Genomic DNA, 23,917 nt, shown 5'->3' with positions numbered 1-23,917 from the left:
ACACTCCCATCCATTTTATTGTAGCGATTGATTGTATCTTAATTGTAAAAATCAAAATGCCCCCTCAACCTGAAACCATTTATGATCAAGGCTGAACTCGTAAGTGAGATAACATGTTCAAAATAAGACGACGATTTATTTCAATTACCATACTTTTGCTTATACCGATTACTGCAATCATGCTTTTTCATAGTAAGCCAGCCTCTGACTGGTTTGATTCACAGACTGGTGTGTACCGGTTTCCCTATGACCGAAACTCACCCGAATGGTTAAACGCTGCTTCTGCCGCTGAGAGGCAGCAGTTATTTGTCATACCAGAAGACCTGCTTCATGATATACCGACAGATCAACTATTAGAACTGGTACTGGCCTATCCGTATAATGCAAATCTATACTATTTCGATACTCCCCTGCAGGGGCTTATACAGGTCAAGGGTATATTCAATGGCTTGTCAGAACTATTAGACAGAGCAGACGCCGGCAAATATATCACGGAAAAATTTTTAGAGATTCCTCTTCCTGAGGAAAACTATACGGCCGGCGATGATATGATTATATTAATGCTTTCCCTCCAGTTCATACAAGCCCAGTTGACAGAATCGGAATATATGAATTTTATAAATAAGGCTGATGAACTGTCACAGGATCAGAATTCCGATTTTAAAACTACACTGCGGGTGTTAAATAATACGCTTCATAGACAGTAATCCGGCAATTCTCCATACTGATTTTCGAAAGAGGTGACACTATCTGAAATGAAGAAATTACTTCTTCCTATCCTATTTGTTTTCATTGTACTGGTAGTTTTTCTGATATACCGTCAGGGAACCTTTCTGCCTGTCTTTCAAAACCGTCTGGAAGCAAAAATGGACTCTTACCATAAAGCACAGCCTCTGGATCTGACCATGCCATTACAGGAAAATGGCTTTGTCCGGTCCCCTCTCATCCGCAAGGTAATCAGCAGAGAGCTGGCATTCGGCGATGTAGCATTTGATCCGGAAGCAAAGCGTTATTACATGGAATATAAATCTCTGGGTAAAGAAGCGTATACCTGGCTTAAGCAGAATCTTCTTCCTTTTCCCTGGATTGAACTCAGGGAAAACGCTGATCTGGTCCAGGACTACGATCTGCAAAGGCAGGACTGGATGAATGCGGATCATGATCCCGGGCAACAGCTGGCAGCCAGGCTGAAGGAATATGCCTTCTCCCACCCGGATACTATCTATGTGTCCTGGACCGGCAATATCCTGATCGACCGGGACAAGGAAGATCTGATTGAGCTGCTCCCTCACGATTCCGTTTACAGGAAGCGATTCGGCATTTTGGACATGAAGGCAGCCAGACTTACAAAAGAAAAAGAAAAATGGCTCACAGAAAATTTAATTGACTCAGATAACATATGTTGGGAGAACAGCATCCCGGTCAGAGATAAAGATGAACTGGAAGAAGAAAGAACAGCCCGCAAAGGCATATCGAATCGTTATGTCCTGCCGGAACCAAGCGGCTTTTACATGGAACTTTCCAGCTATCAGGAATATAAAAATCATTCTGCTATCCTCGTCACGCTATATAACGAAACGGATCAACCGGTCTCCTGTTTTGTGAATATCACTCTGGAATGTGAAATCGACGGAACCTGGTACGATGTGGTCACAAAAGAGCCTATTTACTATGAAAACGGCTGGTTCCGCTATCCGATAGAACCTGGTGAAAGTGTCTGCTGTATCATTGATCCCAAGCGGCGGGGATATGTTATGGAGCCCGGGAAATATCGGGTATCCCAGGTAATATTTACAAATGACGAGGAAGACCTGGAGGGAACGGCGATCGGCAGAATAAGCAGGGAATTTCAAATAGAATAAGGCATCTTGCTCGTCCTCTTTGTGCTTTCTTTCTCCTCGCTTCTGCTTTATAATAGAAGTACGAACAGCAATCAAAAACAAATGAGGAGGGAATAGTTTGAGTAAGGAAAAACCTGTTATTAAGTTATGTAAAAATTGCGGAATGCGGATACCATATGAAGCGAAAATCTGTCCGCAATGCGGAAAAAAGCAAAAAAGCGGTGGTTTTTTTAAGTGGATCATCGCGATTGTGGCTATAATTATTATCGCCGCGGCTCTGGGGGCTGGCGGAAAAGGTGATGATTCGGTCAAGCCTGTCGATGCGCCTAATGTGGCAGACAACAATGCAAAGGGAGATGATAGTTCAGATCCCCTGGATGATGGGAAAGATTCAGAAAGCAAGGTTGACCCGGCAGATGAAAAGGCTGATGCCAATAAGGATGATGACAAAAAGAAGACAGAGAAGAAGGAAGAGAAAAAAGAAAACGATGATTCCAATATTACAATGGGACAGAAAAATGCTGTAAAAAAAGCAGAATCTTATTTACAGTTTACCGCTTTTTCCCGGAAAGGTCTGATTGAACAGCTGGAATTTGAGGGTTTTACACATGAAGAAGCTGTTTATGGTGCAGAGAACTGCGGGGCAGACTGGGCAGAGCAGGCTCAGAAAAAAGCAAAGTCATATCTGGACTTTTCAGCGTTCTCCTATGACGGTTTAGTGGCTCAATTGGAATTTGAGGGATTTTCTAACAAAAATGCTGTGAAGGCCGTGGAGAATTGCGGGGCGGACTGGAATGAACAGGCAGCCTTAAAAGCGAAAGAATATTTAAAATTTACATCTTTTTCTAAAAACGGTCTGGTCGAGCAGTTAGAATTCGAAGGATTTACCCATAAACAGGCGGTATATGGTGCTGAGGCAAATGGGTATTGACGCAGAATAGATCAGAACATAAATATCGATTTTAATAATTAAATCTAATCTGAACCGCTCCTATATCAATGGGAGCGGTTAATACATAAATATCCAGTTTAAAAGAAAAGAGGTAGATATATTTGGATGATTTTCAAGAAAAATTAAATGATTTCTCGGACAGAGTTCTTTCAAGGGCCCTTACGGAAGAAGAAAAGAGTAATTATACCGAAACCTTATTTGATTCAATAAAACACATAAACAGATTCGGAGAAGAGTTCTGGTATGCCAGAGAGCTACAAGTCGTTAGCATATAAACAATGGCGTAGATTTGAAAATGTAATTAACAAAGCAAAAGATGCCTGTTTCAATAGCGGAAACAATACTTCAGACCATTTTGCCGAAGTTGGCAAAATGATAAACATAGGTTCGGGTGCTGAACGCGAAATAGAGGATTATGAATTATCGCGCTATGCCTGCTATTTAATAGTCCAAAATGGCGATCCACAAAAAGAAATAAAGTTGGCAGTAAAGTGAGGCAAACGATCAGCGAACTTGGTGGTACAATGCCTGAAGGCTTGCCTACACCAGCAAAAAGCATCAAACAGGTAGAGCGTGAACAAAAAAGAACTAACAAATTGCACGAAATGCAACACGAAAAATAAAAACCCTTGTAAATACAAGGGTTTTAACAAGCTGCTGACGGGACTCGGACCCGTGACCTCCTCACTACCAATGAGGTGCGCTACCACCTGTGCCACAGCAGCAAACATATTGCGTATGATTTACGGAACAATCACGCATTGCCTATTATAAAGTTAAGTCCCAAAAAAATCAAGAGGTTTTTTCAATATTTTTTAAAACATCACGCAGTTTAATCTTAATCCTCTGCAGGGCATTGTCGATAGCCTTCGGCTCCTTGCCGAGAACCGCTGCGATCTCCGTATATTTCATGTCGTTAATGTAGTAGTCCATAACCTGCTTTTCCAGCGGGCTAAGCCGTTTTTTCAGTTCATCCTCGATTCGGTTGGTTTTCTCCTTGTCCAGCATGATTTCTTCCGGACTCTGATAGGCGTCCAGCTGCTCCATATCCGACAGCGCCACGTAATTATTCAGCGGGCTGTATTTCATCCGGTTGGAAATGCGGATCGCACTGTACAGCTGCCTGGTAACACACAGGTTGGCAAAGGTAGCAAAACTGCTCTCCTTCTCCCTGTTATAGCCCCGGATCGCTTTATACAGGCCAATCATCCCTTCCTGAATCAAATCTTCCTTATCTCCGCCGATCAGATAAAGGGTTCTGGCTTTCTGACGGACCATGTTTTTATATTTTTCCAGAATGTAATCCACTCCGTGTGTATCACCGGCATGGATTCTCTCTACGATCTCCTCATCGCTGCATTCTCTGTATGCCTCGAAGTGCCCCGCCTGCTGCATGTCGTCCTGTACCTCCTCAGTGCTTCGTCTCCTTCAGCCGCAATTCTTCCATCCACCTGGCCATCTCCGGGGAGAGATTGTCCAGCAGACTGTTCCGCTTGCCCGTCGTTTTCGCCAGATACTTCTCACGGATTATCTTTTCACTCTCTTCCAGTTCTTTTTTCAATTCCCTGGCAGATACGCGGGTAGCCCCCGCGCCCAGAATAATCACCTGCTCCAGCCCGTCGGAAGTGGCAACACGCACATTATATTTTCCTTCTATCCTCCGGGACGCCATCTCTATATACTGATCCGCCGTCTCCGCCTCTTTTGTATAGATGATGTGAATGTTGTGATACCGGTATACGCTTCCAGGATTGCCGGGCACCTTGTGGCCGTCAAAGACCAGAATCACCTCATCCTGAATAAAGCCCTGGTAGTTGCACAGGGCGTCAGCAAGCTTCCCTCTGGCCGCCTCCAGATTCTCCTGCGCCAACTCCCTTAAGTCTTCCCATGCAAAGATAATATTATATCCATCTACCAGCAAATAGTTTTTGCCCGCCATTACCTCATCCTTTGCCGTACAATTTCATAGGAGAGTACACCGGCGGCAACAGATGCATTCAGAGAATCTATATCTCCTTTCATCGGAATACGGGCCGCCATATCACATTTTTCTTTTACCAGACGTCCCACGCCCTCGCCCTCGCTGCCGATCACAAGCCCGATCGGCCCGGTCAGATTCAGATCATACATAAGATCCCCATCCATATCCGCGCATACAAACCAGACTCCCCGTTTCTTAAGCTCCTCCATTGTATTGCCCAGGTTGGTGACCTTCACCACCGGCACGTAGTGAATGGCTCCGGCCGAGGCTCTGGCCACTGTGCCGGTCAGGCCCACCGCTCTTCTTTTTGGAATAATGACGCCATGCGCACCGGCCAGATTCGCCGTCCGGATGATTGCCCCCAGGTTGTGTGGATCTTCTATATTATCAAGGAGAATGATAAAAGGAGGCTCCCCCTTTTCTTCCGCCTTCTTGAAAATGTCATCCAGCTCGCTGTAATAGTAGGCTGCCGCAATAGCAATCACTCCCTGATGCCTTCCTGTTTCGGAGATCTGATCCAGCCTCTCCTTCTTGACAAAAGAAACCAGTGTATCCTGTTTTCTCGCCTCCCGAAGAATCGACTTGATCGGCCCGTCCTGGCTGCCGTCCTGAATATATAATTTATCAATCGTCTTTCCCGCTCGGAAAGCCTCCAATACTACATTTCTTCCCTCATACTTCTGTTCATTCACAGTTTCGTTTTCTGCCGGTTTTCTGTCTTCTTTATTCATATCTGATTGTATCACTCCTGTTTTTTCCTGGACAGTTCGCCTTCTTTCCCTTCAAGTACGCCTCGGCGTACTTGCTGCGAGCCGCTCGTCATGCTTTGCATGACATAATACATCTGTGCGGCTCTGCATTCCGCCGGAGGCTTTATCTTGGAAGGAGACTGGGCTCCCACCAAGACAAATTTGTTATTTACTCACCACCTATAAAGGTGGGAGTCTTATCTACTTCCATGATAAAAGACTGTCCGTTTCTTACAGCTTACACTATTTAAATCAAAAACGGAAGGGATTCTTATGAATTCCACTTCCGCTTTATCCTTCTATTTATTTCTTTCGAAAGGCTCTGTGCTCTTTCGAAACAGGCTCCGTTTAGCACTGCGGCTCAGCCGCCAGCTTCTCTAAACCGGTCTTTATTAATTCCAGCAAACGGTCCATCTGATCGGTCAGGTACAAGTAGCCGCACAGGGCTTCAAACCCTGTGGCGACTCTGTACTCAGTTACGCTTGCATTCTGGGCTACGGTATAAGACTTGGCGTTACGCCCCCTTTTGTATACGCCGCGCTCATCTTCCCGAAGCAGTGGTTCCAGCAGCAGCATAAGCCGCATCTGGGTCGGGGCCTTCACCAGCGAACTGACCCGCTTGTGCAGGCGGTTCACCGGCGCATTGCCCTGTTCCACAATCATCGTTCGAATAAGCAAATCATAAATACCATCCCCGATAAATGCAAGCGTCAGGGGAGAATACATCCGAATATCCGTTTCCGGTAGGTTAAATTGCTCTTTTAAATACGTAATCAAGTGATTCTCGTTTACGCTCTCTTCCATTTTACTCCTTCTCTTGTGTCTTCCAGTACAATCCCCTTGTCCAGGAGAATATTCCGGATCTCGTCGGCCCGTGCAAAATTCTTATTCTTTCTGGCCTGCTGTCTTTCTTCAATCAGCGCCTCAATGTCGTCGTCCAGGAGTTCTTCTTCCTGCTTGGTGATAATGCCCAGAACGTCGCACAGCTGATTCATCTTATCGTACACCGCCTGGATCACTGATTTTGCAGTATCCGCAGTCAGCGTGGAGTTTGCCATCTTAACCATCTCAAATACAGCGGAAATAGCATCTGCCGTATTAAAGTCATCATCCATGGCAGCTTCAAATTTATTGGTCAGCTCAGTAAGCTGAGCTAAGATACTTTCATCCTCCGGATTATGTTCCCGGTCCTGCGCTTTTTCAAGCAGATATTCCATATTTCTCACCGCTGTGAGGATTCTCTCCAGACCATTGCTGGATGATTCCATCAGATCACGGCTGAAATTCAGCGGGCTCCTGTAATGAGCGCTCAGCATGAAGAACCGGAGCACCTGCAGCGGATACTGCTCGCCAATCTCTCTTACCGTAAAGAAGTTGCCCTCCGATTTGGACATTTTCTTATTGTCGATATTCAGGAAACCATTGTGCAGCCAGTATTTGGAGAATTCCTTTCCGCTTGCCGCCTCACTCTGTGCAATCTCATTCTCATGATGGGGGAAGATCAGATCCTCGCCGCCGGCGTGAATATCAATCTGTTCACCCAGATACCGTTTGCTCATCTCGGAGCACTCAATATGCCATCCCGGCCTTCCCTCACCCCAGGGAGACTGCCATGCGGGTTCACCCTCTTTTTTCGGTTTCCAGAGCACGAAATCCATCGGGTCTTCCTTCTCATCATCTACTGCAATACGAATTCCGGCTTCCAGATCGTCAATGTTTTTCTTGGAAAGCTTCCCATAATCTTTAAACTGTCTGGTCCGGTAATATACCGTCCCATTTTTTGCATATGCATAGCCTTTGTCAATCAGGGTGGAGATCAAATCAATCATTCCATCGATTTCTTCCGTCGCCTTCGGATGTGTAGTAGCAGGCTTAATATTCATGCCCTCCATATCCTTAAGGCACTCCTTAATAAACCGTTCCGAAATTTCGGATGCAGATACACCTTCCTCGTTGGCCTTTTTGATAATCTTGTCATCTACATCCGTAAAATTGGAAACATAGTTGACATCAAGTCCCTTATATTCCATGTATCTTCTAACCGTGTCGAACACGATCATCGGCCGTGCATTTCCAATATGAATATAATTATATACGGTCGGGCCGCACACATACATGCGCACCTTACCTTCTTCCAGGGGAACAAATTCTTCTTTTCTTTTTGTCAATGTGTTATAAAGCTTCATGAAAGGCTCCTCCTAAATAGCGAAAATTTTTAACTGTCCTAACTAGATTAGGTGTCAAAACAGAGCATAGCACCAAAGGTGCTTTTGACATCTAATCCTATGCAATAAAAAAACCTCGTCTCTGAAATTCCAGAGACGAGGTAACTCGCGGTTCCACTCCAGTTGATATGCTGCGCCCTTCGGCGTCAGATATCCTCTTCCAGCATACATAACGGCTGCCGCCGGACCAGGCTACTGATTTCTTCACCCAATCAGCTCCCAGATGCACTTCATTCTAAGTCCCTCCGAAAAATGCTTTCAGCCGGTGGCATTTTCTCTCTGTCGGCTTTCTTAAAACTACTCTATCTGTTCTACGCTTTTCAATAATATAAATAATTGAAATCTTATCGACTATTTTAGGTGATACTTCTCCCTTTGTCAATAAGTTTTTTCACAATTAGTAGAAACAAACTACACTATTTCATTCAGGTATATTCGATTAAGACATGTCTGAAATAGAAATAGTGTAAATGCACCGATGTCCATCTCCCGTTCCGGCTTTTCTTCCGTCGGACTCAGGCTGCTTTTATTCTTTCCAAGGCAGAGCCGGAAAATCCCGTTATTTTTTTCCACCAGCTCATCTGTCAGCCGGATTGTCATGGTGACAGGTTCCTCCGTCCGCAGCTGCTCCGCAAATTTTACCGCATTTACAATTCTTGCCATGATAATCGGCGTGGCAGCGGTCTGCTCAGCCGGTTTTAAAAACGCAGTTTCCAGAAAGGTAAGCTTTGCGGCCCGCCTGCTCAGCCTGGCAGCCAGCGCAGGGATGATTTCCTCCCGATTCTCTTCCTCACAGATTACCTCTGTCACTTCTGCCGCTCCATCCTCCAGCATATAGGAAAGGATACATGGATTTTCAGCCGTATCTCCCATATAGAGAAGCAGTTCCCCGCCTGCCGCCTTCATCTGCCTTTCCAGATCATCGTAATAAGCCTGGCTTCTTACCGCCCGGACGGAAAACGGCTCCAGTTTACGGTTGGCGTACTCCCAGGCCCTGTTTTTGTCCTCTTCTGTCAGTTCGCCCCAGGTCTTCCACGCTCTTCTTCCTTTCCGGCTCTCTTTCGAAATATTTATATACTGTGAAAGCATCTCGCCTGTCAGAACAAGCCGTTCCTGACTGTAGACAAATCGAAAGCCGAAGGGATAATAGATTGCCTCGCTGGCGGGCATCAGGTAAGTCCAGGTCTGACCCGCTGCATACATTTCATCCATAGCCTGTTTCAGCAGCGCGGCCATAAATCCTCGATGTCTCATAGACGGGTCGGTTGCCACGCCCACAATATACTCTGTAACCGCGGTCTGCTCTCCTGCTCTTACCAGATATGGATTCAGGTGGAGCATACTGGCAAGCATTCCCTGCCCGTCCGCCGCCGGGATCTTCGTTTCTTTATCCGCCCACAGCTCCAGCACCCGGTTTTCTTTCATTTTATTATCCCAATAATAGGAAAGATACTGGTCCGAATCGTGAAAACAGTTCTTCCACAGCTGATATCTGGGGTCACTCTCTTTGTTCATTTTATCGCAACCTTTCGTCTAATGTTCCTTCTCTGTGATGAGGCAGACTGCCTGGGCCGCTATGCCCTCCCCGGTTCCCGTAAAACCAAGCCCTTCTTCCGTGGTGGCTTTCACACTGACACAGGCAGCAGGCAGATCCAGTACAGCTGCAATATTTTCCCTCATCGCATCAATATAGGGAGCGAGCTTTGGCCGCTGCGCAATCACCGTCGCATCAATATTTCCGATCTGATAACCGGCCTTCATCAGAATTTCCAGCACTTTTCCCAGAAGCACCATACTGGATATCCCTTTGTATGCTTCCCCGCTGTCAGGGAAATGCTTTCCTATGTCACCCATAGCCGCCGCACCCAGCAGTGCATCCATCACCGCATGAACGAGCACATCAGCATCGGAATGGCCTAGAAGCCCCTTATCATAAGGTATTTTTATACCTCCCAAAATCAGTTCTCTATCCTCCACCAGACGGTGAACGTCATAACCCATACCTATCCGCATGACTGTTTCCTTTCTAAAAGTATTCCTGATCCTCATTAAAATCATCCATAGATTCTTACAGAGGCAGCAGTGTACCGATTCCCTTCTCCAGGGCCAGCTGCCAGATGCGGTATGCCACCGCCACGTCATTCAGCCCGATTCCCTCTGTGAACGTAATGATTTTTTCCTCCGGCCGCTCCCGTCCCGGCACCTTGTGGTCCAGCAGCTCTCCAAGCTCCGGCGGTATCCGGGTTAGCTCCTTAAAATGCCCCTTCTTTACCGCGCCGTGATAGAGATCGGTATCATCAATAAATAATTTATCAAAGGCCAGGACCGCCTCCGGCTTAAAATGAGACTCCAGATTGACCGGCACTGCCGTCACACCCGGTTTCAGCCAGTCTTTTTCAATTACCTTAAATTCATCTGTATGGGTAATCGGGGCGCTGCACAGCAGAACATCCGCCTCTCTCACCGCTTCTTCCGGGCATTGTGCCCTCTTTATGGATATGCGGTACTCTGCCTCCATCTCCTCCACATAACGGTCTACTGTCGATGCCCTTGGCCCCCAGGCATAAACCTGCCGGATATCCGGGCAGACCGTGAGGGCTGCCAGCAGATTTGTTCTGCCCTCCAGGCCGCATCCCAGGACACCCACCGTACGGCTGCCCGGATTGGCCAGGTGCCGCAGTGCAACTCCGCTGACTCCTGCGGTGCGCATACCTGTTATGTACGTACAGTCCATGATTGCCACCGGGGCGCCGCTCTCCGGGTCATTCAATATAACAAATCCCATAAACCTGGGCAGATTCCTCTCCTGGTTTGTGGCACACCCTGCCAGCCATTTCAGGCCTGCCGCACCGGTACCCATGATGGTACAGGGCATGGCACAGAGAAAGGTGCTGTCATTGGGCCACATATTATACTTGACCGGCATATCCACTTCCTTGCGGCTCTTTTTAATATGAGCGTCCTCCAGAATATCAATATATTCCTTCATTCCCATATTGACCTTTTTAACATCTTCCTGCGATAAATATAATACTTCCCTGCCTGTTTCCATAGATTTCCTCCGCTCCTGAGCTTTCTTTTACAAGAATTATACCATGCTTTTGGCTCTCTATCCACATCTGCACAATTAACTCTGAAAAAAGCCGATATCCCGCGGACTGATTCCTATACCACAAGAAACGCCGCCGATCCTGTACGACCGGCGGCGCGCTGTTCCATCCGCAATTAGATATTTTTCTTTCTTCTCTTCTTCCTCTCATACATTTTCGCATCGGCAAGTGTGATCAGTTTGTCAACGTGTGTCCCGGCATTGCTGTCTGCCATACCGAAGCTGACCGACATGGGGAACGGAATAATCTGCTCACGGCATCGTTCCGACAGCCGTTCATTTACCCTGTCAAGACGTTCTTCCGCCTCCTGCGTGCCGATGCCCAGAAACACGAGGAGAAATTCATCTCCGCCGTATCTGGCCAGAATATCCTTATCTTCACTGCAGCTTTTTCTCAGTTCATCGGCAACCGCAAGAATATATTGATCTCCCATATTATGTCCATGCAGATCATTCACCCGCTTTAGTCCGTCCAGGTCTATAAAGCAGAGTGTAAACAGCAGCCCCTCTTCCAGCAGACGTTCGACTGCGTTAACAGCATACAGACGGTTCAGACATCCGGTAAGCGTGTCGTGGAATGCCTCAAGCCGCAGCCTTCTTTCTTCCATCTCCTGCTGAACCAGTTCTTTTCGTATCACACGGTTTTTATCCCGATAGTCGGAAAGGGCACAGATCTTCATCGTATAACGGATACCCAGATAACTTCCCACTATGGCAAACACACAGGATTTAATACCCCACAATTTTAACAGTATCCCATTATCCCGGGCACTGTAGATCAGCAGATTGAGGGAGAGATAAAGAGCAAGCCCTTCCATAATCCGAAGCAGAAAGGATAGATGCCTGGGGTGTTCCTTTATCATGCGTATCCTGCCCACGAACGACGGCGCAGCCAGCAGATGCAGCACGGCGCCGCCCAGCAAAAATCCAAGACATACCGGTACGCCTTTCAGATTGCCCGCGTTTAATGTATGATTGTCGAAATTGGCCAGCGGCTGATCGATTATCATCGCTATCACACACCGGCATAATATATTGATTTCCAGGCCGCATAAAATTCCTGTCAGTGAAAAGAACGCCGACTCCTGTCCCATCTCTTTGCAGTAAATTATCGTCTCAAGGAGCAAAAGACAAAAAAACAGGGCCCAGTTTAATATCAAGTTAAACTCTAAAATAGAGCATAGGTAAAACATTAGGAAATTGATCAAAAAAGTACCGACGATCACGCCCTTCCGAAGCCGGGGCAGCGCAAGCGACACATTGACCAGTACAAAATAGCGCCAGTTAAAATAAAAGTAAAATAACGGCGTAAGAATATTTATGATCAGATTATAACTGTCCGGCATGATTGAATCCCTCCCGCTGGACATAAGAGCGCCTTTTGTCCAGATACATTTCCCTGTCAGCCCGGGAGATCAGTTCCGAAGCCTCTCCGGATTCTCCGGCAGCGAAGCCGGCAACCCCAAAAGAAAAATATATAGGTGTCTGCCTGTCCTTCCGGGCAGCTTCACGCCGGAATACAGCTATCCTTTCCCGTGCATCCTTCTCTGAACATTCGGGTAATAAAAGCATAAATTCATCTCCGCCCATTCTCACTGTAATCTCGCCCTTTAGAAGCTGCCTGCCGATCGCCTCAGCAAATATTTTCAGATAGCGGTCACCCGCCTCATGTCCTTCTCTGTCGTTAATCTGTTTTAAATGATCCAAATCCAGATAAACCAATGAAAACGGAGCGTTTTTTTTAATCAGGTTTTCCAGGAACTCCAGTCCGTAACGCCTGGAATATACCCCTGTCAGACTGTCCCGCTCCGAAAGCCGTCGAAGTTCTCCCGCTATCTGATTCTTTAACGTAAGCTCAATTTCAAGCCTGGCATTCTCATCCTTTACATAATTACTTTTGACAATGGTATGAATATTCCACAGAAAAAGGATCAGTAGAATCATTAAAACAGCGCTGCTTCCAATTAGAAAAAGCGGCGTATAAAAGGATTCCTCCTCCCCGATGCACAGCACGCTGTCCATAAGCAGATACACCGTACAAAACCAGAGAAATGCCATAAAAGGACGCCCCTCTTCGCTTCGAGCCGCAGAAGACAGAACTGTGGAGGCTGTTGAAAACTTAAAAACTAACAGACTTTCTACTGCACTTATAACAAAGGCTATGGACAAGCTGACAGCGCACCAGAACGGGTCTTGAAGCAGATCCCTCATCGCTGTTTCATTTATCAGAGCCAGCACGGCGATACAGGCCAAATGAAGAGCCATGATATTAGCGACGCCCAGATTGAGATGAAATTGTTCCTCCATATATCGTCTGCTAAAGATTACATCTATACCGCGAATCAGATAAAACAGGACATAGAAAATCGGAAGGGGAAAGACGGTTGCAGGCCAGATCATAACAAGCACAGCTGTCATGCCAATGCGGGCAAGCTGCCGTCCTCTGTTTGGATATCCCAGAACAGACATGACTAAATATTCTAAAAGGCCGGAAAACACAGAGCAGCACACCGGCAGAAACAGATACCAGGCCAAACGAATCTCCACATTTTTTCTCCTTCTTGCTAAATAAACTATTCGTGCTGCGGGCATGAAACGCCAATTACGATTTAGAAATCAGCCCGGCCATCGTCCGATAAAGCAGCTCCGGCTCAATGGGTTTAGCCAGATGTCCGTTCATTCCTGCCGCAGCCGCCCGCACTACATCCTCATGAAACGCGTCAGCTGTCATGGCAACAATCGGAATGCTCTTTGCCCTCGGATGAGAGGATTTTCTAATCGCCTCCGTGGCCTTATACCCGTCCATGACCGGCATCTGTACATCCATAAGGATCAGATCGTAGCTGTCCCCATTCTCCATAAATTTATCAAAAGCCTCTTTTCCGTCACCAGCGCAGTCGGCCGTAATTTCGGTCATTTTCAAGAGTTCCACGGCTATCTCCCTGTTAAGTTCGTTGTCCTCCGCCAGAAGAACATGGTGCCCTGCCAGCTCCGGCCGGCAGTACTCCACTCCGGGTACCGGGAGCATAACCATTTTATCAACTCCATTTACAGAAAGTAAGGTGTTATAAAGTGTAGAGGCAAACACCGGCTTGGCAAGAAAAGCATTTGCCCCCGCTTCACGGGCGGGTTTCTCTATAGCACTCCAGTCATAGGCGGTTATAATAATGATCGTGGTATCAGGTCCAACCTGCTCCCGGATGCGCCGTGTCACCTCAATGCCGTCAATATCCGGCATTTTCCAGTCCACCAGACAGACGTCATAAGCCGCACCGACTCTATGCGCTCTCCAGACTCTCTCTACACATTCCTCTCCGGTTGTCACCCAGTCAGACTGAATCCCAAGATTCTGAAGCATCCGTGATGTATATTCACAGCTGTCTCTATCGTCATCGGATATAAGCACCTTCAGACAGCCCAGAGAAGGCTGCTTGTGCTCTTTGGCGTTTTCATCCTCAGGCAGATCAAAATCCAGTTCCACCGTAAAGGTAGTCCCCTTCTCCACCTCGCTCTGCACAGAGATAATACCGCCCATCAGGGTTACCAGATTTTTCGTGATCGGCATGCCAAGGCCGGTACCGCCAAATCTCTGACCCACAGCTGTACTTTCCTGTTCAAATGGTATGAACATCTGATCCAGAAATGCTTCGCTCATCCCGATTCCGGTATCGCTGACCGTGAATCTCAGGCGAATCCTGTCCTCTTTTTTCTGCAGCTGCCTGATCTCCAGACGTATCGTGCCGCCCTCCGGTGTGAATTTGAGGGCATTGGACAGGAGATTAAGCAGCACCTGGTTCAGGCGCAGCGCATCACCCACCAGCAAAGTATCGGTAAGTTCCACAACCGGCACTGTAAAATCCAGCCCTTTTGCCACAGCCTGGGGATAAATGATAGAAGTGACCGATTCCGCCACTGTCTGCAGATCAAACGGCTCATGGGCAATCTTCATTCTGCCGGCGTCAATTTTGGACATATCCAGCACATCGTTGATGAGCGACATCAGGTGTTTGGAGGACTGTGCAATTTTGCTCAGACAGTCCGCTACTCTCTGACGGTCATTAATATTTGCAGCCGCTATAGTGGTCATACCGGTGATAGCGTTCATCGGTGTACGGATTTCATGGCTCATGCGGGAAAGAAAATCTGATTTGGCCTGATTGGCACGCTCTGCCACAGACAAAGCATCCTTGAGCGCCTCCGTCTGTTCGGTCAGTTTCTTCTGCATATGCCGCAGCTCGGTGACATCGGTGATATCAATAAAAATCACCAGGTATATCGGGCAGCCCTCCTGCCAGTCCACACAGTCGGCGCTGACCTGCAGCCACAGAGACTGTCCAAGACGGCTTTCCACCCGCATGACAAAATGCACCGGTTCCCCCGCCAGAAGCTTCTCCCGCTGCTCCATGATCACATCCATATTGTCCACGATATTCTGCCGATGCAATATGCCTTCGGCCCCGTCTTTGCCGGCTCCGAAATATTCCATAAATTTGGAATTGCCTTCCAGAAGCGTCAGGCGCAGATGAGGGTCGATCCGGTATTTTGCCACAAAGCCCGGCAGGCTCTCGTAAGTTACCGACTGCTCCTTCTGCATCCGTACCACATCATCTATATTCGTCATAACCGTATAGGCAACCTGAACCCCGTTGATATATTCATCCGCGAACAGTGTGGAGAGCTGTATCCAGATGAAGTCTCCGCTTTTCCTTCGGAAACGGGAAAGCAGCTTATATCCGTTCTTCTTTGTCCGAATCGCCTCATAAACTGCGTCCGACAGCTCTTTCCATTCTTTTGGGTCATCTTTATAATAAAGATCCGGTCTGTTATGGAATGTGGCTTCGTATTCCTCCTTCGGCCATCCGGTAAACTCATAATAAAACTTATTTGCCCAGACCAGCGTAAAATGTTCGTCCAGCAGGTGTTTACTTACACTGACACCCAAAAGCTGCATCAGTGTGCTGTATTCATAATCAGCAGGTGTAAATTTCGAACTTATGTCTTCTGTGTCCATCTCTATATCATCTTCCATCATCCTTACAGTTCCTCCTCATCTAATATGCCTTCTGCCGCAGCTAAATTCCAGCAGACACTATACATCCTGAAAAGCAAACACCTTGTTCATAATAGTTCCTTTCGAGTATATCATAATTTTCTTGTGTTCTCAATGATTTATGGCGTTTTCACCCGAAAAATGGTACAGTATTGTCAAAAGGAACATGGAGGCATATAACGTTTGAACGACAACCATCAATTTTCCAGTCTGATCTATGAATATTTTCTGCTGCGTATACAATTCGGGTATTATAGCTATGGTGATACTCTGCCCACCATTGATACACTATGCCGTGAATTCAGTGTGGGTGCACAAACGGTAAAAGCCGCGCTTCGGCGTCTGAGAACGGAAGGATATATTTCTATGTACAGCGGCCAGACAACCAGGATTTTATTCCGGCAGACCGAGAAGGAACGGCTTTATTTCGTTCGCAGTTTTTATTCCCATCGCCGGGAAGATTTTTTCGACCTTTACGAAGCTGGGGAATTCATCTTTATTCCACTGCACATGGAATGTCTGAGGAACATGAACGATGCGGATCTTGCCTATCTTACCTGTTTATCAGAACGTGCTCAGCCGGATGACCTGTTTCGTTTCTACAGCTATACTCTGCAGAAGCTGAATAATTCACTGGCCTTAAATCTCTTTTGGGAAACATCCATGTTTCATGGGTTTCCCTTTGCACGGACGTCCACCTGGCCGCTGCCTTACGATGCAGGTCTTGTACAAAACCGTATGCAGTCGCTGATTGCCCAGGTACGCCGCTATGACCGGGATGCCGTACACAATATGCTTCTGGATTATCAAAGAAGGGATATAGCACGTCTGAAAGAACATATGGCATCGGGTTCTGCTCCTGCTTCAAAAGAAGATCGTACGCCATTTGTCTGGCGAATTTACCGTGACCGTCCGCAGCTTTGCTACAGTCTGGCCATACGTATCCTGCACGATATCTACATGGGAGAATACAGCAGTCATAATTATCTGCCTTCCTACGAAAAGATTTCGAAAAAATATGGTATTTCTATCAGCACGGTACGGCGGACTATCACCTTATTGAACCAGGCAGGCGCTGCCCACTCTGTTAATGGAGTGGGAACGCGTATTTACACTATGGGAGAGCAGTGTAATAAGCCAGATTTAAACAGTCCTGCCGTTCGCCAGAACCTGGCCCTTTTCATCCAGGCTTTTGAGCTTATCGTGTATTCCTGTGAAGGGATCATGCTTGATCTTCTTAATCATGTATCCCGGCAAAGACTGAACGCTTTTATTGACCAGCTGGCGGGGAACCGGCAAAATGGGCAGTGTGAGCGGACCGTATGGCATATCCTGATTTTTATAGCAGAAAACCACCCATTAAATGGGATCAGGGAAATCTATTCCAAAATATATGGTCTCTTTCTCTGGGGGTATCCGCTGAGAGCCTCATTGGAAGAACATTGGAAACTTTACCAGGCCAGGGCTGATATGACTTTTACAGAAATGATGATTCAGCATTTGAAAAATAATGATTATAAACAGTGCAGCAGGACCTTTCATGAATTAACCGTGCAGCAGTTCGATACGGCGATAAACTACCTTTCCCGCCAGGGTATTTCCCCAGAGGAACTGCGTCTGTCCCCGTCTATCCGGATGCTGTCAACAGAGATATAAATCGATGCGCGAGTGCGCATAGGATGTTTTTCGTTATACAGGAAATTTCTCCAAACATTCCTATATAACAAAAAAACCGGTACGCAATGCGTACCGGTTTTTATTCGTAGCGGAGGACGGATTTGAACCGCCGACACCACGGGTATGAACCGTGTGCTCTCGCCAACTGAGCTACTCCGCCATGTGACCCGTAATATCGCTATTACAGAAGTGGGACCTACAGGGCTCGAACCTGTGACCCTCTGCTTGTAAGGCAGATGCTCTCCCAGCTGAGCTAAGATCCCGTAATCAAGTCACTTTGATATTATATTAAGTCCTGTCCCTTTTGTCAACCTCTTTTTTTACAAATATTAACTTTCCTTCCATCCTTCCTTTTGTTGACTTGCCTCAGGCCTTCCCCTATAATATTTTTATAACGCTCCGCCAGGGCTTTAGTACTGCTTCCCTGTAAAATCAAACGAAAGAGGAATTGCCATGTATCACTTTATCATCAATCCCAGATCCCGAACCGGCAAGGGCCAGGAAGTCTGGGAATCCGTTAAGCAGCTTCTGGATCAGAAGGGCATTGCCTATACACATCATTTTACCCACTATGAATTCCATGCTGTTAAAATAGCAGGAGACCTCTGCCGCAGGTATCCGGAAGAGAAAACAATCGTGATCGTAGGCGGAGACGGGACGGTAAACGAAGTCATCAATGGCATTGAAACTTACGAAGATGTCATACTCGGTTACATACCATCCGGTTCCAGCAATGATTACGCCAGAAGCTTAAGTATCCCCAAAGATCCGGCGAAGGCTCTGGAGCATATTCTGGCTGGCAGGATTGTCTGGATTGACCATGGCATCATACAGACAGACCGAAAGACCAGGCGTTATGCGGGAAGTGCCGGGATGGGCTATGATGCGGCTATCTGCAAAGCCAATCTATCTTCCCCGGCCAAGAAGCTCCTGAATAAACTTCACCTGGGAAAGCTTTCTTATATGTGCCTCTCCCTGAAAGTTCTTCTGAAGTATAAACCGGTGGATATACGTCTCCGGGTGGATCATGGTCCCTGGACCCGTTATCAGGACGTCCTGTTTGTGTCTCCCATGAATCAGCCCTACGAGGGCGGCGGTTTTAAGATGGCGCCTCATGCGGATATGTCCGACGGAAAACTGTCTGCCTGCATCATCTACCAGATGCCCAAATGGAAAGCGATGCTTCTGCTTCCACTGGCTTTTTCAGGCCGCCATATGGGAGTAAAGGGCACCGGGGAAGTACATGGAGCAAGGATTGAGATAGCGGCGGATGAACCGCTCATCACCCACGCGGACGGAGAGTATGTAGGGTGTATCGATCACGCGGTCTTTCAGGTTACGCCCCGGAAAATCCGTATGATTGTATAATCAGGTTTCCTGAACATTTCAAGTACGCCTCGGCGTACTTGCTACGAGTCTTATCTACTTCCATAATAAAACGGTAAATCCACAGCCCGGCGGGCGAGGATTTACCGTTTTATTAAAATAACCTTTTTCCGTCGGAAATATCAATTCCAAGCTCTTTCGCCAGACTTGACTGCTTAAACGGATTGATTTTTGATACGATACCGTCCCGCCTGAAAATTGAACCGGTATTTTTAAACCAGAACGTCACTCCTGCATTCACGCACTGCTCCCGAATATCCAGTACCCAGTCATAGTTGCACTCACGTGCTTCCCGGCCTGTTTCTCCACCCGCAGTAACGTGGTCAATACCATGCAGATAGGGCGTCAGATCAATTGCCTCCAAAAGCGGTGCGCAGGCAATAAAACGCCTCCTGATCGGATAAGACAAAAATAACGGGAGCCGGTAATCAGCCGCTTCCTGATTTTCCACCGTACAGCCGATATTTACATTTTCATATCCATCGCCCCAATCAGCAGGAAGGGATACAGGAAAACGGTCGATCCGCTTCGTTAAGATCAAAAAATCGATATCGGATCGTTGTTTGATCATGGCCCAGACCTCTTTACGCCATTCATCCGCCTCCGGAAGGAAAAAATCAGTTGCAAAGCAGGTTGCCAGAATTTTATTGCCTTTAATATTGTATTCCCCTTTTGCGTTCGTTCTGACAGGCCAGTCGAATTTATCGGTTTTTTCTATCTTATTCTGACCATAGCGTTTGGCATGCGGGCCATAAAAATAGCAGTTTGTGCAGCCATCGCTGGCTTTGTAGCATCCTGTCCACGGCTCCCAGTTCATAGTGTTCTCCTTTTTCAAGTACGCCCCGGTGTCTATATGCCCAGAAGCAGCCTTGCAATCTGGAAATAAATCAGCAGTGAAACTGCGTCTACAATCGTCGTAATGAAAGGACTTGCCATAACAGCGGGATCGAATCCGATCCGCTTTGCCAATATGGGCAGCGTACATCCCACTACCTTTGCCACCGTGACAGTCAGCACCAGCGTCAGACAGACCACGAAGGCAATGCTGACTCCGACCTGGTCAATAATCATCATCTTGGCGAAATTGGCTGCCGCAAGGGTAACACCCGCCAGCACCGCCACCCGCACTTCCTTCCAGACAATTTTGGGTACGTCCCTGTATTCAATCTCATTTAACGACAGTCCGCGGATAATCGTAACAGAGGCCTGGCCGCCGGAATTACCGCCCGTATCCATTAACATCGGGATAAAGGAGGTCAGGATAACATAGGCGGAAAGGGCATCTTCCGCAGACGCAATAATCCGGCCGGTAAATGTAGCGGAAATCATCAGAAGGAGCAGCCAGGGAATACGCTTCTTCCACGTCTCAAACACTCCGGTTTTCATATAAGGTTTGTCCGTCGGCGTGATAGCTGCCATCATTTCAATATCTTCCGTGGCTTCCTGCTCGATAATATCCACCACGTCATCCACCGTTATGATACCTACAAGCCGGTTCTCGCTGTCCACTACCGGCATCGTATTAAAGTCGTATTTTTTAAAGTCCTGGGCAACTTCCTCCTGGTCAGTAAGAGTGGTCACCGTAATGACATTATCGTGCATGATATTGCCGATCGTCGCTTCGCTCTCGCTCAGCAGCAGACGGCGCAGAGAAACCGTTCCTACCAGCTTCCTCTGGGTATCCAGCACATAACAGGTATCGATTGTCTCCTTATCAACTCCCACCCTGCGGATTCTGCGAATCGCTTCCTCCACCGTAAGGCTTTCTTTCAAATCAACGAACTCCACCGTCATGATACTTCCGGCGGAATCCTCCGGATATTTTAACAGATGATTAATATCCCTGCGCGTCTCCGGGTTGGCATTGATCAGCAGACGCTTCACCACGCTGGCCGGCATCTCTTCCACCAGATCCGCCGCATCATCGGCAAACAGATTGTCCATAATGTTCCCGGCCTCGCGGTCGGTCAGGGATGTTATCAGACTCTGTTCTACTTCAATTGGTAAATAGGAGAACGTATCCGCCGCCACGGATTTGGGCAGCAGCCTGAATATTTTAATCAGTTCTTCTGTCGGCAGTTCTTCCAGAAGAGCCGCGATATCGGCCGCATTCAGTTCTACAAGTTCTTCCCGCAGTTTGATATACTGCTTACTTTCAATTAATTCCTCTAAGTTCTGCAGCGTTGGCATGGTATGTTCTCCTTTCTTCTCCGAAATATAAGATCGCAGGATTTCAAGTACGCCTCAAATGAAAAAACCTCCTGTTGCTATGGGAGGATTTTTCTTACGGCGTTTGACTGCCTGCCTAAGTATTATACTATAAATCTCTCAAAAACACACGAAAAATATTCCGATTTAACAAAAGAAACGGCTCCAATGGAGCCGTTTCTTCCCAAACAGGAGGAACCGCGCGTATTTATTTTTCCAGATAACCGCTTGTTACCAGCCATGTCCCATCCTTGTATTCCATCTCCAGTCCCAGATAGGTAAAGGAATCTTCATCGTCAAGACGGAATTCATACTGGGCTGTGATAACAGTTTTATCTTCCAGTGCAGATTCATCATATTTTAAGGATAAATCGTGAATACGTCCCAGAATATCTTCTCCATAACATTCTCCGTCCGCTCCCGGAGGCATAAAGGTCAAAAGAGACTCCAGATCATTTGAAAAATAGGCGCTGGCGAACCCCTGCGCCGTGGTAACAAAATCTTCCTTCTTCTGATCCTGCGGGCTGTTCTGTACCGGCTCAGCGGGTTCTGACGGTTCTGATTGGTTTGGCGGTTCCACCCCGCCTACCAGCGTGATATCAGATGTTTTTCCTGAATCCTGATCCGTATTCCCGGGTGCCGTTACCGCGGCACAGGCTACCAGACTCATCATAATAAAGCCGGCGGTGAGTATGGATATTCCAAAAGTAACCCCCTTTTTCTTGCCGGGACGCATTAAGTTTCTCAGTCGTTTCTTCATGGTTTGAACACCTCCATTAAAACAGGTGGACAGGCTGGAACAGTTTGTTTTATGCTGTCTGATCCCGGACAGAATAGCCTCTCCATAAGCCAGTCTTTCATCCTGGCCGGCGTCTGCCACAACGGCAGAATCACAGGATAATTCCAGATCCTTCTGCGCCTCCCCCGTCATGATCCACATGATGGGATTGAACCAGTGCACGGCCTTTACCGTCAGCAGCAGCAATTTATACCAGATATCCCGCCGCCGGTAATGAATAAGCTCATGGCGCAGTATATAGCGCAGCTGCTGTTCCGGATAATCTTCCCCCGGCAGTATCAGCAAGCTCCGGAAAAATCCCATCACAAACGGGCTCTCCGCCTTTTTGTCACAGATCACGGTCACATTCTGCTTTATTCCATACCTTTCCTGTTCTTCTTTTAATATTCCAAGTATCCTTTCATTCTCCACCCGCCTGCTGCGTTTGATAATCCTTCTTTTGCAGATCTCATATCCCAGGAAATTACAGGCCCAGTAAAGACTCATCCCAGCTGCCCAGATGGCAGCCGCCGCATCCAGAACTGTTACCTGACCGGGATGAAATCTGCCCGCGGTTTCCGGCCTGTCAGCCAGCTCCGAATTGAGAATGACGCTGCTCTCTGATGGGCCGCGTTCATTCAGCACAGTATCCTGTATGGTAACTTCCACTTGTGACGGGGTGATCGCACCGTCAACAGGAAGAAGGAGGCGGATTGAAAGAATAAGCCAGATCCAGTATTTCAGCCCTGCCTTATAATGCCTGGTAATCCAGCCGGAGGTACAGCACAGAAGCAAAATAACGGGTACGGCGCCCAGAGAAACAGAAAGCACATGTAAAAATAGTGTTTTCAGCATCCTTTTTCCTCCTTATCCATCTGATTCAGGAACCGGCGCAGTTCATCCAGATCCTTTTCCTCAAGCATATGGCCGTCATAAAGAGTAGTAACCAGATTGTGAAATGAATTGTTATAAAGTTTTTTCAGGAAAGACCTGCTCTCACTTACTTTATAGTCCTCTTCCTTCAGCAGAGCGGAATACTGATTATTCCGGCAGGACCGGTCGCAGTCAACAAATCCTTTTTCCCCCAGTCTGGAAAGCGAGGTCATCAGGGTGGATAACGCCCATTTGCGCTTGCCCCGGAGTTTATCTAAAATATAGTTCGAAGTAACCGGAGACCCTGCTTTCCACAAGACCTGCATAATTTCCAGCTCCGCCTCCCCAAGACGTTTCTTTTTCTCTTCCATGTTCTCACCTCCGTTCATTATACTTATATATAACTATTATACTTTTGTATAATATGATTATACAGTCGCATAACGATGGTGTCAAGTATTTTTTATTACATAGGAAAGTTTGGAGAACTTTCCTATGTAATAAAAAATACTCCGGGGGATCACACTGCGGCGGAAAGGAATCGTGTTGCCAGAGCAACCCGCCGCAAGCGGGATTCTTTGTTCTCCCCCATTTTTAACCTGACATGCAGTTGTCATATTTATTGTGCTATATATAAAGAAACAAGCAAATGAGGGAGGAATTTGAATGCTGGATAAGATACCGACAGAAGAAGAACTGTGTAATCTGATGGGACGTCCCCTTCTTTCCGTCTGGAATGCCCTGTGCGGACAGATTGACGCAAAGTATGATATGGACCATATATGGAATACCGGCGGCAAGGCCTGGGACTTTGAGTATAAGTTCAGGAGAGGCGGCAAAACTCTCTGTGCCCTGTATGCCAGAAAGAATGAGCTTGGTTTTCTCATTATTTTTGGAAAAATGGAACAGAGCCGGTTCGAGGCAGACCGGGAGCGCTACTCCCCCGCTATTCAGAAAATATACGATGAAACAAATGTATATCATGACGGAAAGTGGATGATGTTTCCTCTGACCGACACATCTCTTTTCCCCGATATGGAACGGCTTTTGTTTATAAAGCGGAAACCAAACAGGAAAGGTTAGAAACG

Annotated in this window: 23 protein-coding genes, 3 tRNA genes and 1 other annotated feature; of the genes, 8 read left to right on the top strand and 18 right to left on the bottom strand. The window is 47.1% G+C overall.

What is annotated here, in order from left to right; all coding sequences use genetic code 11:
- Positions 1–113 precede the first annotated feature (113 nt).
- The 5 genes from ABCW47_RS10045 to ABCW47_RS10025 all read left to right on the top strand — a co-directional run bounded on the left by ABCW47_RS10045 (position 114) and on the right by ABCW47_RS10025 (position 3,288).
- The gene (locus ABCW47_RS10045) at positions 114–707 is read left to right on the top strand and encodes a hypothetical protein (protein WP_343209788.1); all 594 of its coding nucleotides are present in this window, start codon (positions 114–116) and stop codon (positions 705–707) included.
- Positions 708–755: 48 nt separating this feature from the next.
- Positions 756–1,862: an immunoglobulin-like domain-containing protein gene (locus tag ABCW47_RS10040; RefSeq protein ID WP_343209787.1), complete on the top strand. Its 1,107-nt coding sequence runs from the start codon at positions 756–758 to the stop codon at positions 1,860–1,862.
- A gap of 97 nt (positions 1,863–1,959) precedes the next feature.
- A complete protein-coding gene (locus ABCW47_RS10035; protein ID WP_343209786.1) occupies positions 1,960–2,772 on the top strand; it encodes an Ltp family lipoprotein in 813 nt (270 codons plus the stop codon).
- 122 nt (positions 2,773–2,894) lie between these two features.
- Positions 2,895–3,068, top strand: a complete 174-nt coding sequence (locus ABCW47_RS10030; RefSeq protein ID WP_343209785.1) for a hypothetical protein — start codon at positions 2,895–2,897, stop codon at positions 3,066–3,068.
- Positions 3,037–3,288 (top strand): BRO family protein, encoded by a 252-nt coding sequence (locus tag ABCW47_RS10025; RefSeq protein WP_343209784.1) that lies wholly within the window; start codon positions 3,037–3,039, stop codon positions 3,286–3,288. Before ABCW47_RS10030 ends, ABCW47_RS10025 begins: the two co-directional genes overlap by 32 nt.
- A 157-nt stretch (positions 3,289–3,445) precedes the next feature.
- Here the strand turns inward: ABCW47_RS10025 and ABCW47_RS10020 are convergent.
- The 12 genes from ABCW47_RS10020 to ABCW47_RS09965 all read right to left on the bottom strand — a co-directional run bounded on the left by ABCW47_RS10020 (position 3,446) and on the right by ABCW47_RS09965 (position 15,889).
- Positions 3,446–3,518, bottom strand: a tRNA-Thr gene (locus tag ABCW47_RS10020).
- A 67-nt stretch (positions 3,519–3,585) separates the two neighbouring features.
- Positions 3,586–4,188 carry a sigma-70 family RNA polymerase sigma factor gene (locus tag ABCW47_RS10015; protein ID WP_343209783.1) on the bottom strand — a complete coding sequence of 201 codons (603 nt, stop codon included), beginning with the start codon at positions 4,186–4,188 and terminating at the stop codon, positions 3,586–3,588.
- 16 nt (positions 4,189–4,204) lie between these two features.
- Positions 4,205–4,732 (bottom strand): NYN domain-containing protein, encoded by a 528-nt coding sequence (locus tag ABCW47_RS10010; protein ID WP_343209782.1) that lies wholly within the window; start codon positions 4,730–4,732, stop codon positions 4,205–4,207.
- The gene (gene rlmB / locus ABCW47_RS10005; RefSeq protein WP_343209781.1) at positions 4,732–5,505 is read right to left on the bottom strand and encodes a 23S rRNA (guanosine(2251)-2'-O)-methyltransferase RlmB; all 774 of its coding nucleotides are present in this window, start codon (positions 5,503–5,505) and stop codon (positions 4,732–4,734) included. The genes ABCW47_RS10010 and rlmB overlap by 1 nt, the downstream gene beginning before the upstream one ends.
- Positions 5,506–5,871: 366 nt before the next feature.
- Complete coding sequence (locus ABCW47_RS10000; RefSeq protein WP_343209780.1) at positions 5,872–6,327, bottom strand: Mini-ribonuclease 3; 456 nt, start codon at positions 6,325–6,327, stop codon at positions 5,872–5,874.
- Positions 6,312–7,709 (bottom strand): cysteine--tRNA ligase, encoded by a 1,398-nt coding sequence (gene cysS, locus ABCW47_RS09995; RefSeq protein WP_343209779.1) that lies wholly within the window; start codon positions 7,707–7,709, stop codon positions 6,312–6,314. Before cysS ends, ABCW47_RS10000 begins: the two co-directional genes overlap by 16 nt.
- Before the next feature lie 128 nt (positions 7,710–7,837).
- Positions 7,838–8,071 (bottom strand) — a binding site (T-box leader).
- A gap of 88 nt (positions 8,072–8,159) precedes the next feature.
- Entirely contained in the window at positions 8,160–9,263 is a 1,104-nt protein-coding gene (locus tag ABCW47_RS09990; RefSeq protein ID WP_343209778.1) for a GNAT family N-acetyltransferase, read from the bottom strand.
- A gap of 18 nt (positions 9,264–9,281) precedes the next feature.
- Positions 9,282–9,761: a 2-C-methyl-D-erythritol 2,4-cyclodiphosphate synthase gene (ispF, locus tag ABCW47_RS09985; RefSeq protein WP_343209777.1), complete on the bottom strand. Its 480-nt coding sequence runs from the start codon at positions 9,759–9,761 to the stop codon at positions 9,282–9,284.
- Positions 9,762–9,816: 55 nt separating this feature from the next.
- A complete protein-coding gene (locus tag ABCW47_RS09980; protein WP_343209776.1) occupies positions 9,817–10,800 on the bottom strand; it encodes an ornithine cyclodeaminase family protein in 984 nt (327 codons plus the stop codon).
- Positions 10,801–10,973: 173 nt separating this feature from the next.
- Positions 10,974–12,203: a GGDEF domain-containing protein gene (locus tag ABCW47_RS09975; protein ID WP_343209775.1), complete on the bottom strand. Its 1,230-nt coding sequence runs from the start codon at positions 12,201–12,203 to the stop codon at positions 10,974–10,976.
- A complete protein-coding gene (locus ABCW47_RS09970; RefSeq protein WP_343209774.1) occupies positions 12,187–13,404 on the bottom strand; it encodes a GGDEF domain-containing protein in 1,218 nt (405 codons plus the stop codon). Before ABCW47_RS09970 ends, ABCW47_RS09975 begins: the two co-directional genes overlap by 17 nt.
- A 55-nt stretch (positions 13,405–13,459) precedes the next feature.
- Complete coding sequence (locus tag ABCW47_RS09965; RefSeq protein WP_425516070.1) at positions 13,460–15,889, bottom strand: response regulator; 2,430 nt, start codon at positions 15,887–15,889, stop codon at positions 13,460–13,462.
- A 201-nt stretch (positions 15,890–16,090) separates the two neighbouring features.
- Between ABCW47_RS09965 and ABCW47_RS09960 the strand changes: the two genes are divergently transcribed.
- Entirely contained in the window at positions 16,091–17,563 is a 1,473-nt protein-coding gene (locus ABCW47_RS09960; RefSeq protein ID WP_343209773.1) for a GntR family transcriptional regulator, read from the top strand.
- A gap of 107 nt (positions 17,564–17,670) precedes the next feature.
- On the opposite strand, the gene ABCW47_RS09955 is transcribed toward ABCW47_RS09960, so the two are convergent.
- Both ABCW47_RS09955 and ABCW47_RS09950 read right to left on the bottom strand, forming a co-directional pair.
- Positions 17,671–17,744, bottom strand: a tRNA-Met gene (locus tag ABCW47_RS09955).
- 30 nt (positions 17,745–17,774) lie between these two features.
- Positions 17,775–17,847: transfer RNA gene (locus ABCW47_RS09950), tRNA-Val, on the bottom strand.
- A 190-nt stretch (positions 17,848–18,037) separates the two neighbouring features.
- Between ABCW47_RS09950 and ABCW47_RS09945 the strand changes: the two genes are divergently transcribed.
- Positions 18,038–18,952, top strand: a complete 915-nt coding sequence (locus ABCW47_RS09945; protein WP_343209772.1) for a diacylglycerol/lipid kinase family protein — start codon at positions 18,038–18,040, stop codon at positions 18,950–18,952.
- Between the two features lie 112 nt (positions 18,953–19,064).
- On the opposite strand, the gene ABCW47_RS09940 is transcribed toward ABCW47_RS09945, so the two are convergent.
- The 4 genes from ABCW47_RS09940 to ABCW47_RS09925 all read right to left on the bottom strand — a co-directional run bounded on the left by ABCW47_RS09940 (position 19,065) and on the right by ABCW47_RS09925 (position 23,200).
- Positions 19,065–19,787 carry a DUF5131 family protein gene (locus ABCW47_RS09940; RefSeq protein ID WP_343209771.1) on the bottom strand — a complete coding sequence of 241 codons (723 nt, stop codon included), beginning with the start codon at positions 19,785–19,787 and terminating at the stop codon, positions 19,065–19,067.
- 32 nt (positions 19,788–19,819) lie between these two features.
- Positions 19,820–21,160, bottom strand: coding sequence for a magnesium transporter (gene mgtE, locus ABCW47_RS09935; RefSeq protein ID WP_343209770.1), 1,341 nt, complete (start codon positions 21,158–21,160; stop codon positions 19,820–19,822).
- 226 nt (positions 21,161–21,386) lie between these two features.
- A complete protein-coding gene (locus tag ABCW47_RS09930; RefSeq protein ID WP_343209769.1) occupies positions 21,387–22,811 on the bottom strand; it encodes a M56 family metallopeptidase in 1,425 nt (474 codons plus the stop codon).
- Complete coding sequence (locus ABCW47_RS09925) at positions 22,805–23,200, bottom strand: BlaI/MecI/CopY family transcriptional regulator (protein WP_343209768.1); 396 nt, start codon at positions 23,198–23,200, stop codon at positions 22,805–22,807. Before ABCW47_RS09925 ends, ABCW47_RS09930 begins: the two co-directional genes overlap by 7 nt.
- 295 nt (positions 23,201–23,495) lie before the next feature.
- Here ABCW47_RS09925 and ABCW47_RS09920 point away from each other — a divergent pair, with 295 nt between their 5' ends.
- Positions 23,496–23,912 carry a DUF3788 domain-containing protein gene (locus ABCW47_RS09920; protein WP_343209767.1) on the top strand — a complete coding sequence of 139 codons (417 nt, stop codon included), beginning with the start codon at positions 23,496–23,498 and terminating at the stop codon, positions 23,910–23,912.
- Positions 23,913–23,917: the final 5 nt, after the last annotated feature.

Source organism: Anaerolentibacter hominis (assembly GCF_032380675.1).
Classification (GTDB): Bacteria; Bacillota; Clostridia; order Lachnospirales; family Lachnospiraceae; genus Anaerolentibacter; species Anaerolentibacter hominis.
The sequence above is the reverse complement of the archived record's forward strand: the minus strand, read 5'-3'. Positions and strand labels throughout refer to the sequence as shown.

Bases quoted from the DNA above. Each gene is read 5' to 3' on its own strand.
- ABCW47_RS10045 (WP_343209788.1), top strand. From the start codon at position 114: ATGTTCAAAATAAGACGACGATTTATTTCAATTACCATACTTTTGCTT.
- ABCW47_RS10040 (WP_343209787.1), top strand. From the start codon at position 756: ATGAAGAAATTACTTCTTCCTATCCTATTTGTTTTCATTGTACTGGTA.
- ABCW47_RS10025 (WP_343209784.1), top strand. From the start codon at position 3,037: ATGCCAGAGAGCTACAAGTCGTTAGCATATAAACAATGGCGTAGATTT.
- ABCW47_RS10015 (WP_343209783.1), bottom strand. From the start codon at position 4,188: ATGCAGCAGGCGGGGCACTTCGAGGCATACAGAGAATGCAGCGATGAG.
- ABCW47_RS10010 (WP_343209782.1), bottom strand. From the start codon at position 4,732: ATGGCGGGCAAAAACTATTTGCTGGTAGATGGATATAATATTATCTTT.
- rlmB (WP_343209781.1), bottom strand. From the start codon at position 5,505: ATGAATAAAGAAGACAGAAAACCGGCAGAAAACGAAACTGTGAATGAA.
- ABCW47_RS10000 (WP_343209780.1), bottom strand. From the start codon at position 6,327: ATGGAAGAGAGCGTAAACGAGAATCACTTGATTACGTATTTAAAAGAG.
- cysS (WP_343209779.1), bottom strand. From the start codon at position 7,709: ATGAAGCTTTATAACACATTGACAAAAAGAAAAGAAGAATTTGTTCCC.
- ABCW47_RS09990 (WP_343209778.1), bottom strand. From the start codon at position 9,263: ATGAACAAAGAGAGTGACCCCAGATATCAGCTGTGGAAGAACTGTTTT.
- ispF (WP_343209777.1), bottom strand. From the start codon at position 9,761: ATGCGGATAGGTATGGGTTATGACGTTCACCGTCTGGTGGAGGATAGA.
- ABCW47_RS09980 (WP_343209776.1), bottom strand. From the start codon at position 10,800: ATGGAAACAGGCAGGGAAGTATTATATTTATCGCAGGAAGATGTTAAA.
- ABCW47_RS09975 (WP_343209775.1), bottom strand. From the start codon at position 12,203: ATGCCGGACAGTTATAATCTGATCATAAATATTCTTACGCCGTTATTT.
- ABCW47_RS09965 (WP_425516070.1), bottom strand. From the start codon at position 15,889: ATGATGGAAGATGATATAGAGATGGACACAGAAGACATAAGTTCGAAA.
- ABCW47_RS09945 (WP_343209772.1), top strand. From the start codon at position 18,038: ATGTATCACTTTATCATCAATCCCAGATCCCGAACCGGCAAGGGCCAG.
- ABCW47_RS09940 (WP_343209771.1), bottom strand. From the start codon at position 19,787: ATGAACTGGGAGCCGTGGACAGGATGCTACAAAGCCAGCGATGGCTGC.
- mgtE (WP_343209770.1), bottom strand. From the start codon at position 21,160: ATGCCAACGCTGCAGAACTTAGAGGAATTAATTGAAAGTAAGCAGTAT.
- ABCW47_RS09930 (WP_343209769.1), bottom strand. From the start codon at position 22,811: ATGCTGAAAACACTATTTTTACATGTGCTTTCTGTTTCTCTGGGCGCC.
- ABCW47_RS09925 (WP_343209768.1), bottom strand. From the start codon at position 23,200: ATGGAAGAGAAAAAGAAACGTCTTGGGGAGGCGGAGCTGGAAATTATG.
- ABCW47_RS09920 (WP_343209767.1), top strand. From the start codon at position 23,496: ATGCTGGATAAGATACCGACAGAAGAAGAACTGTGTAATCTGATGGGA.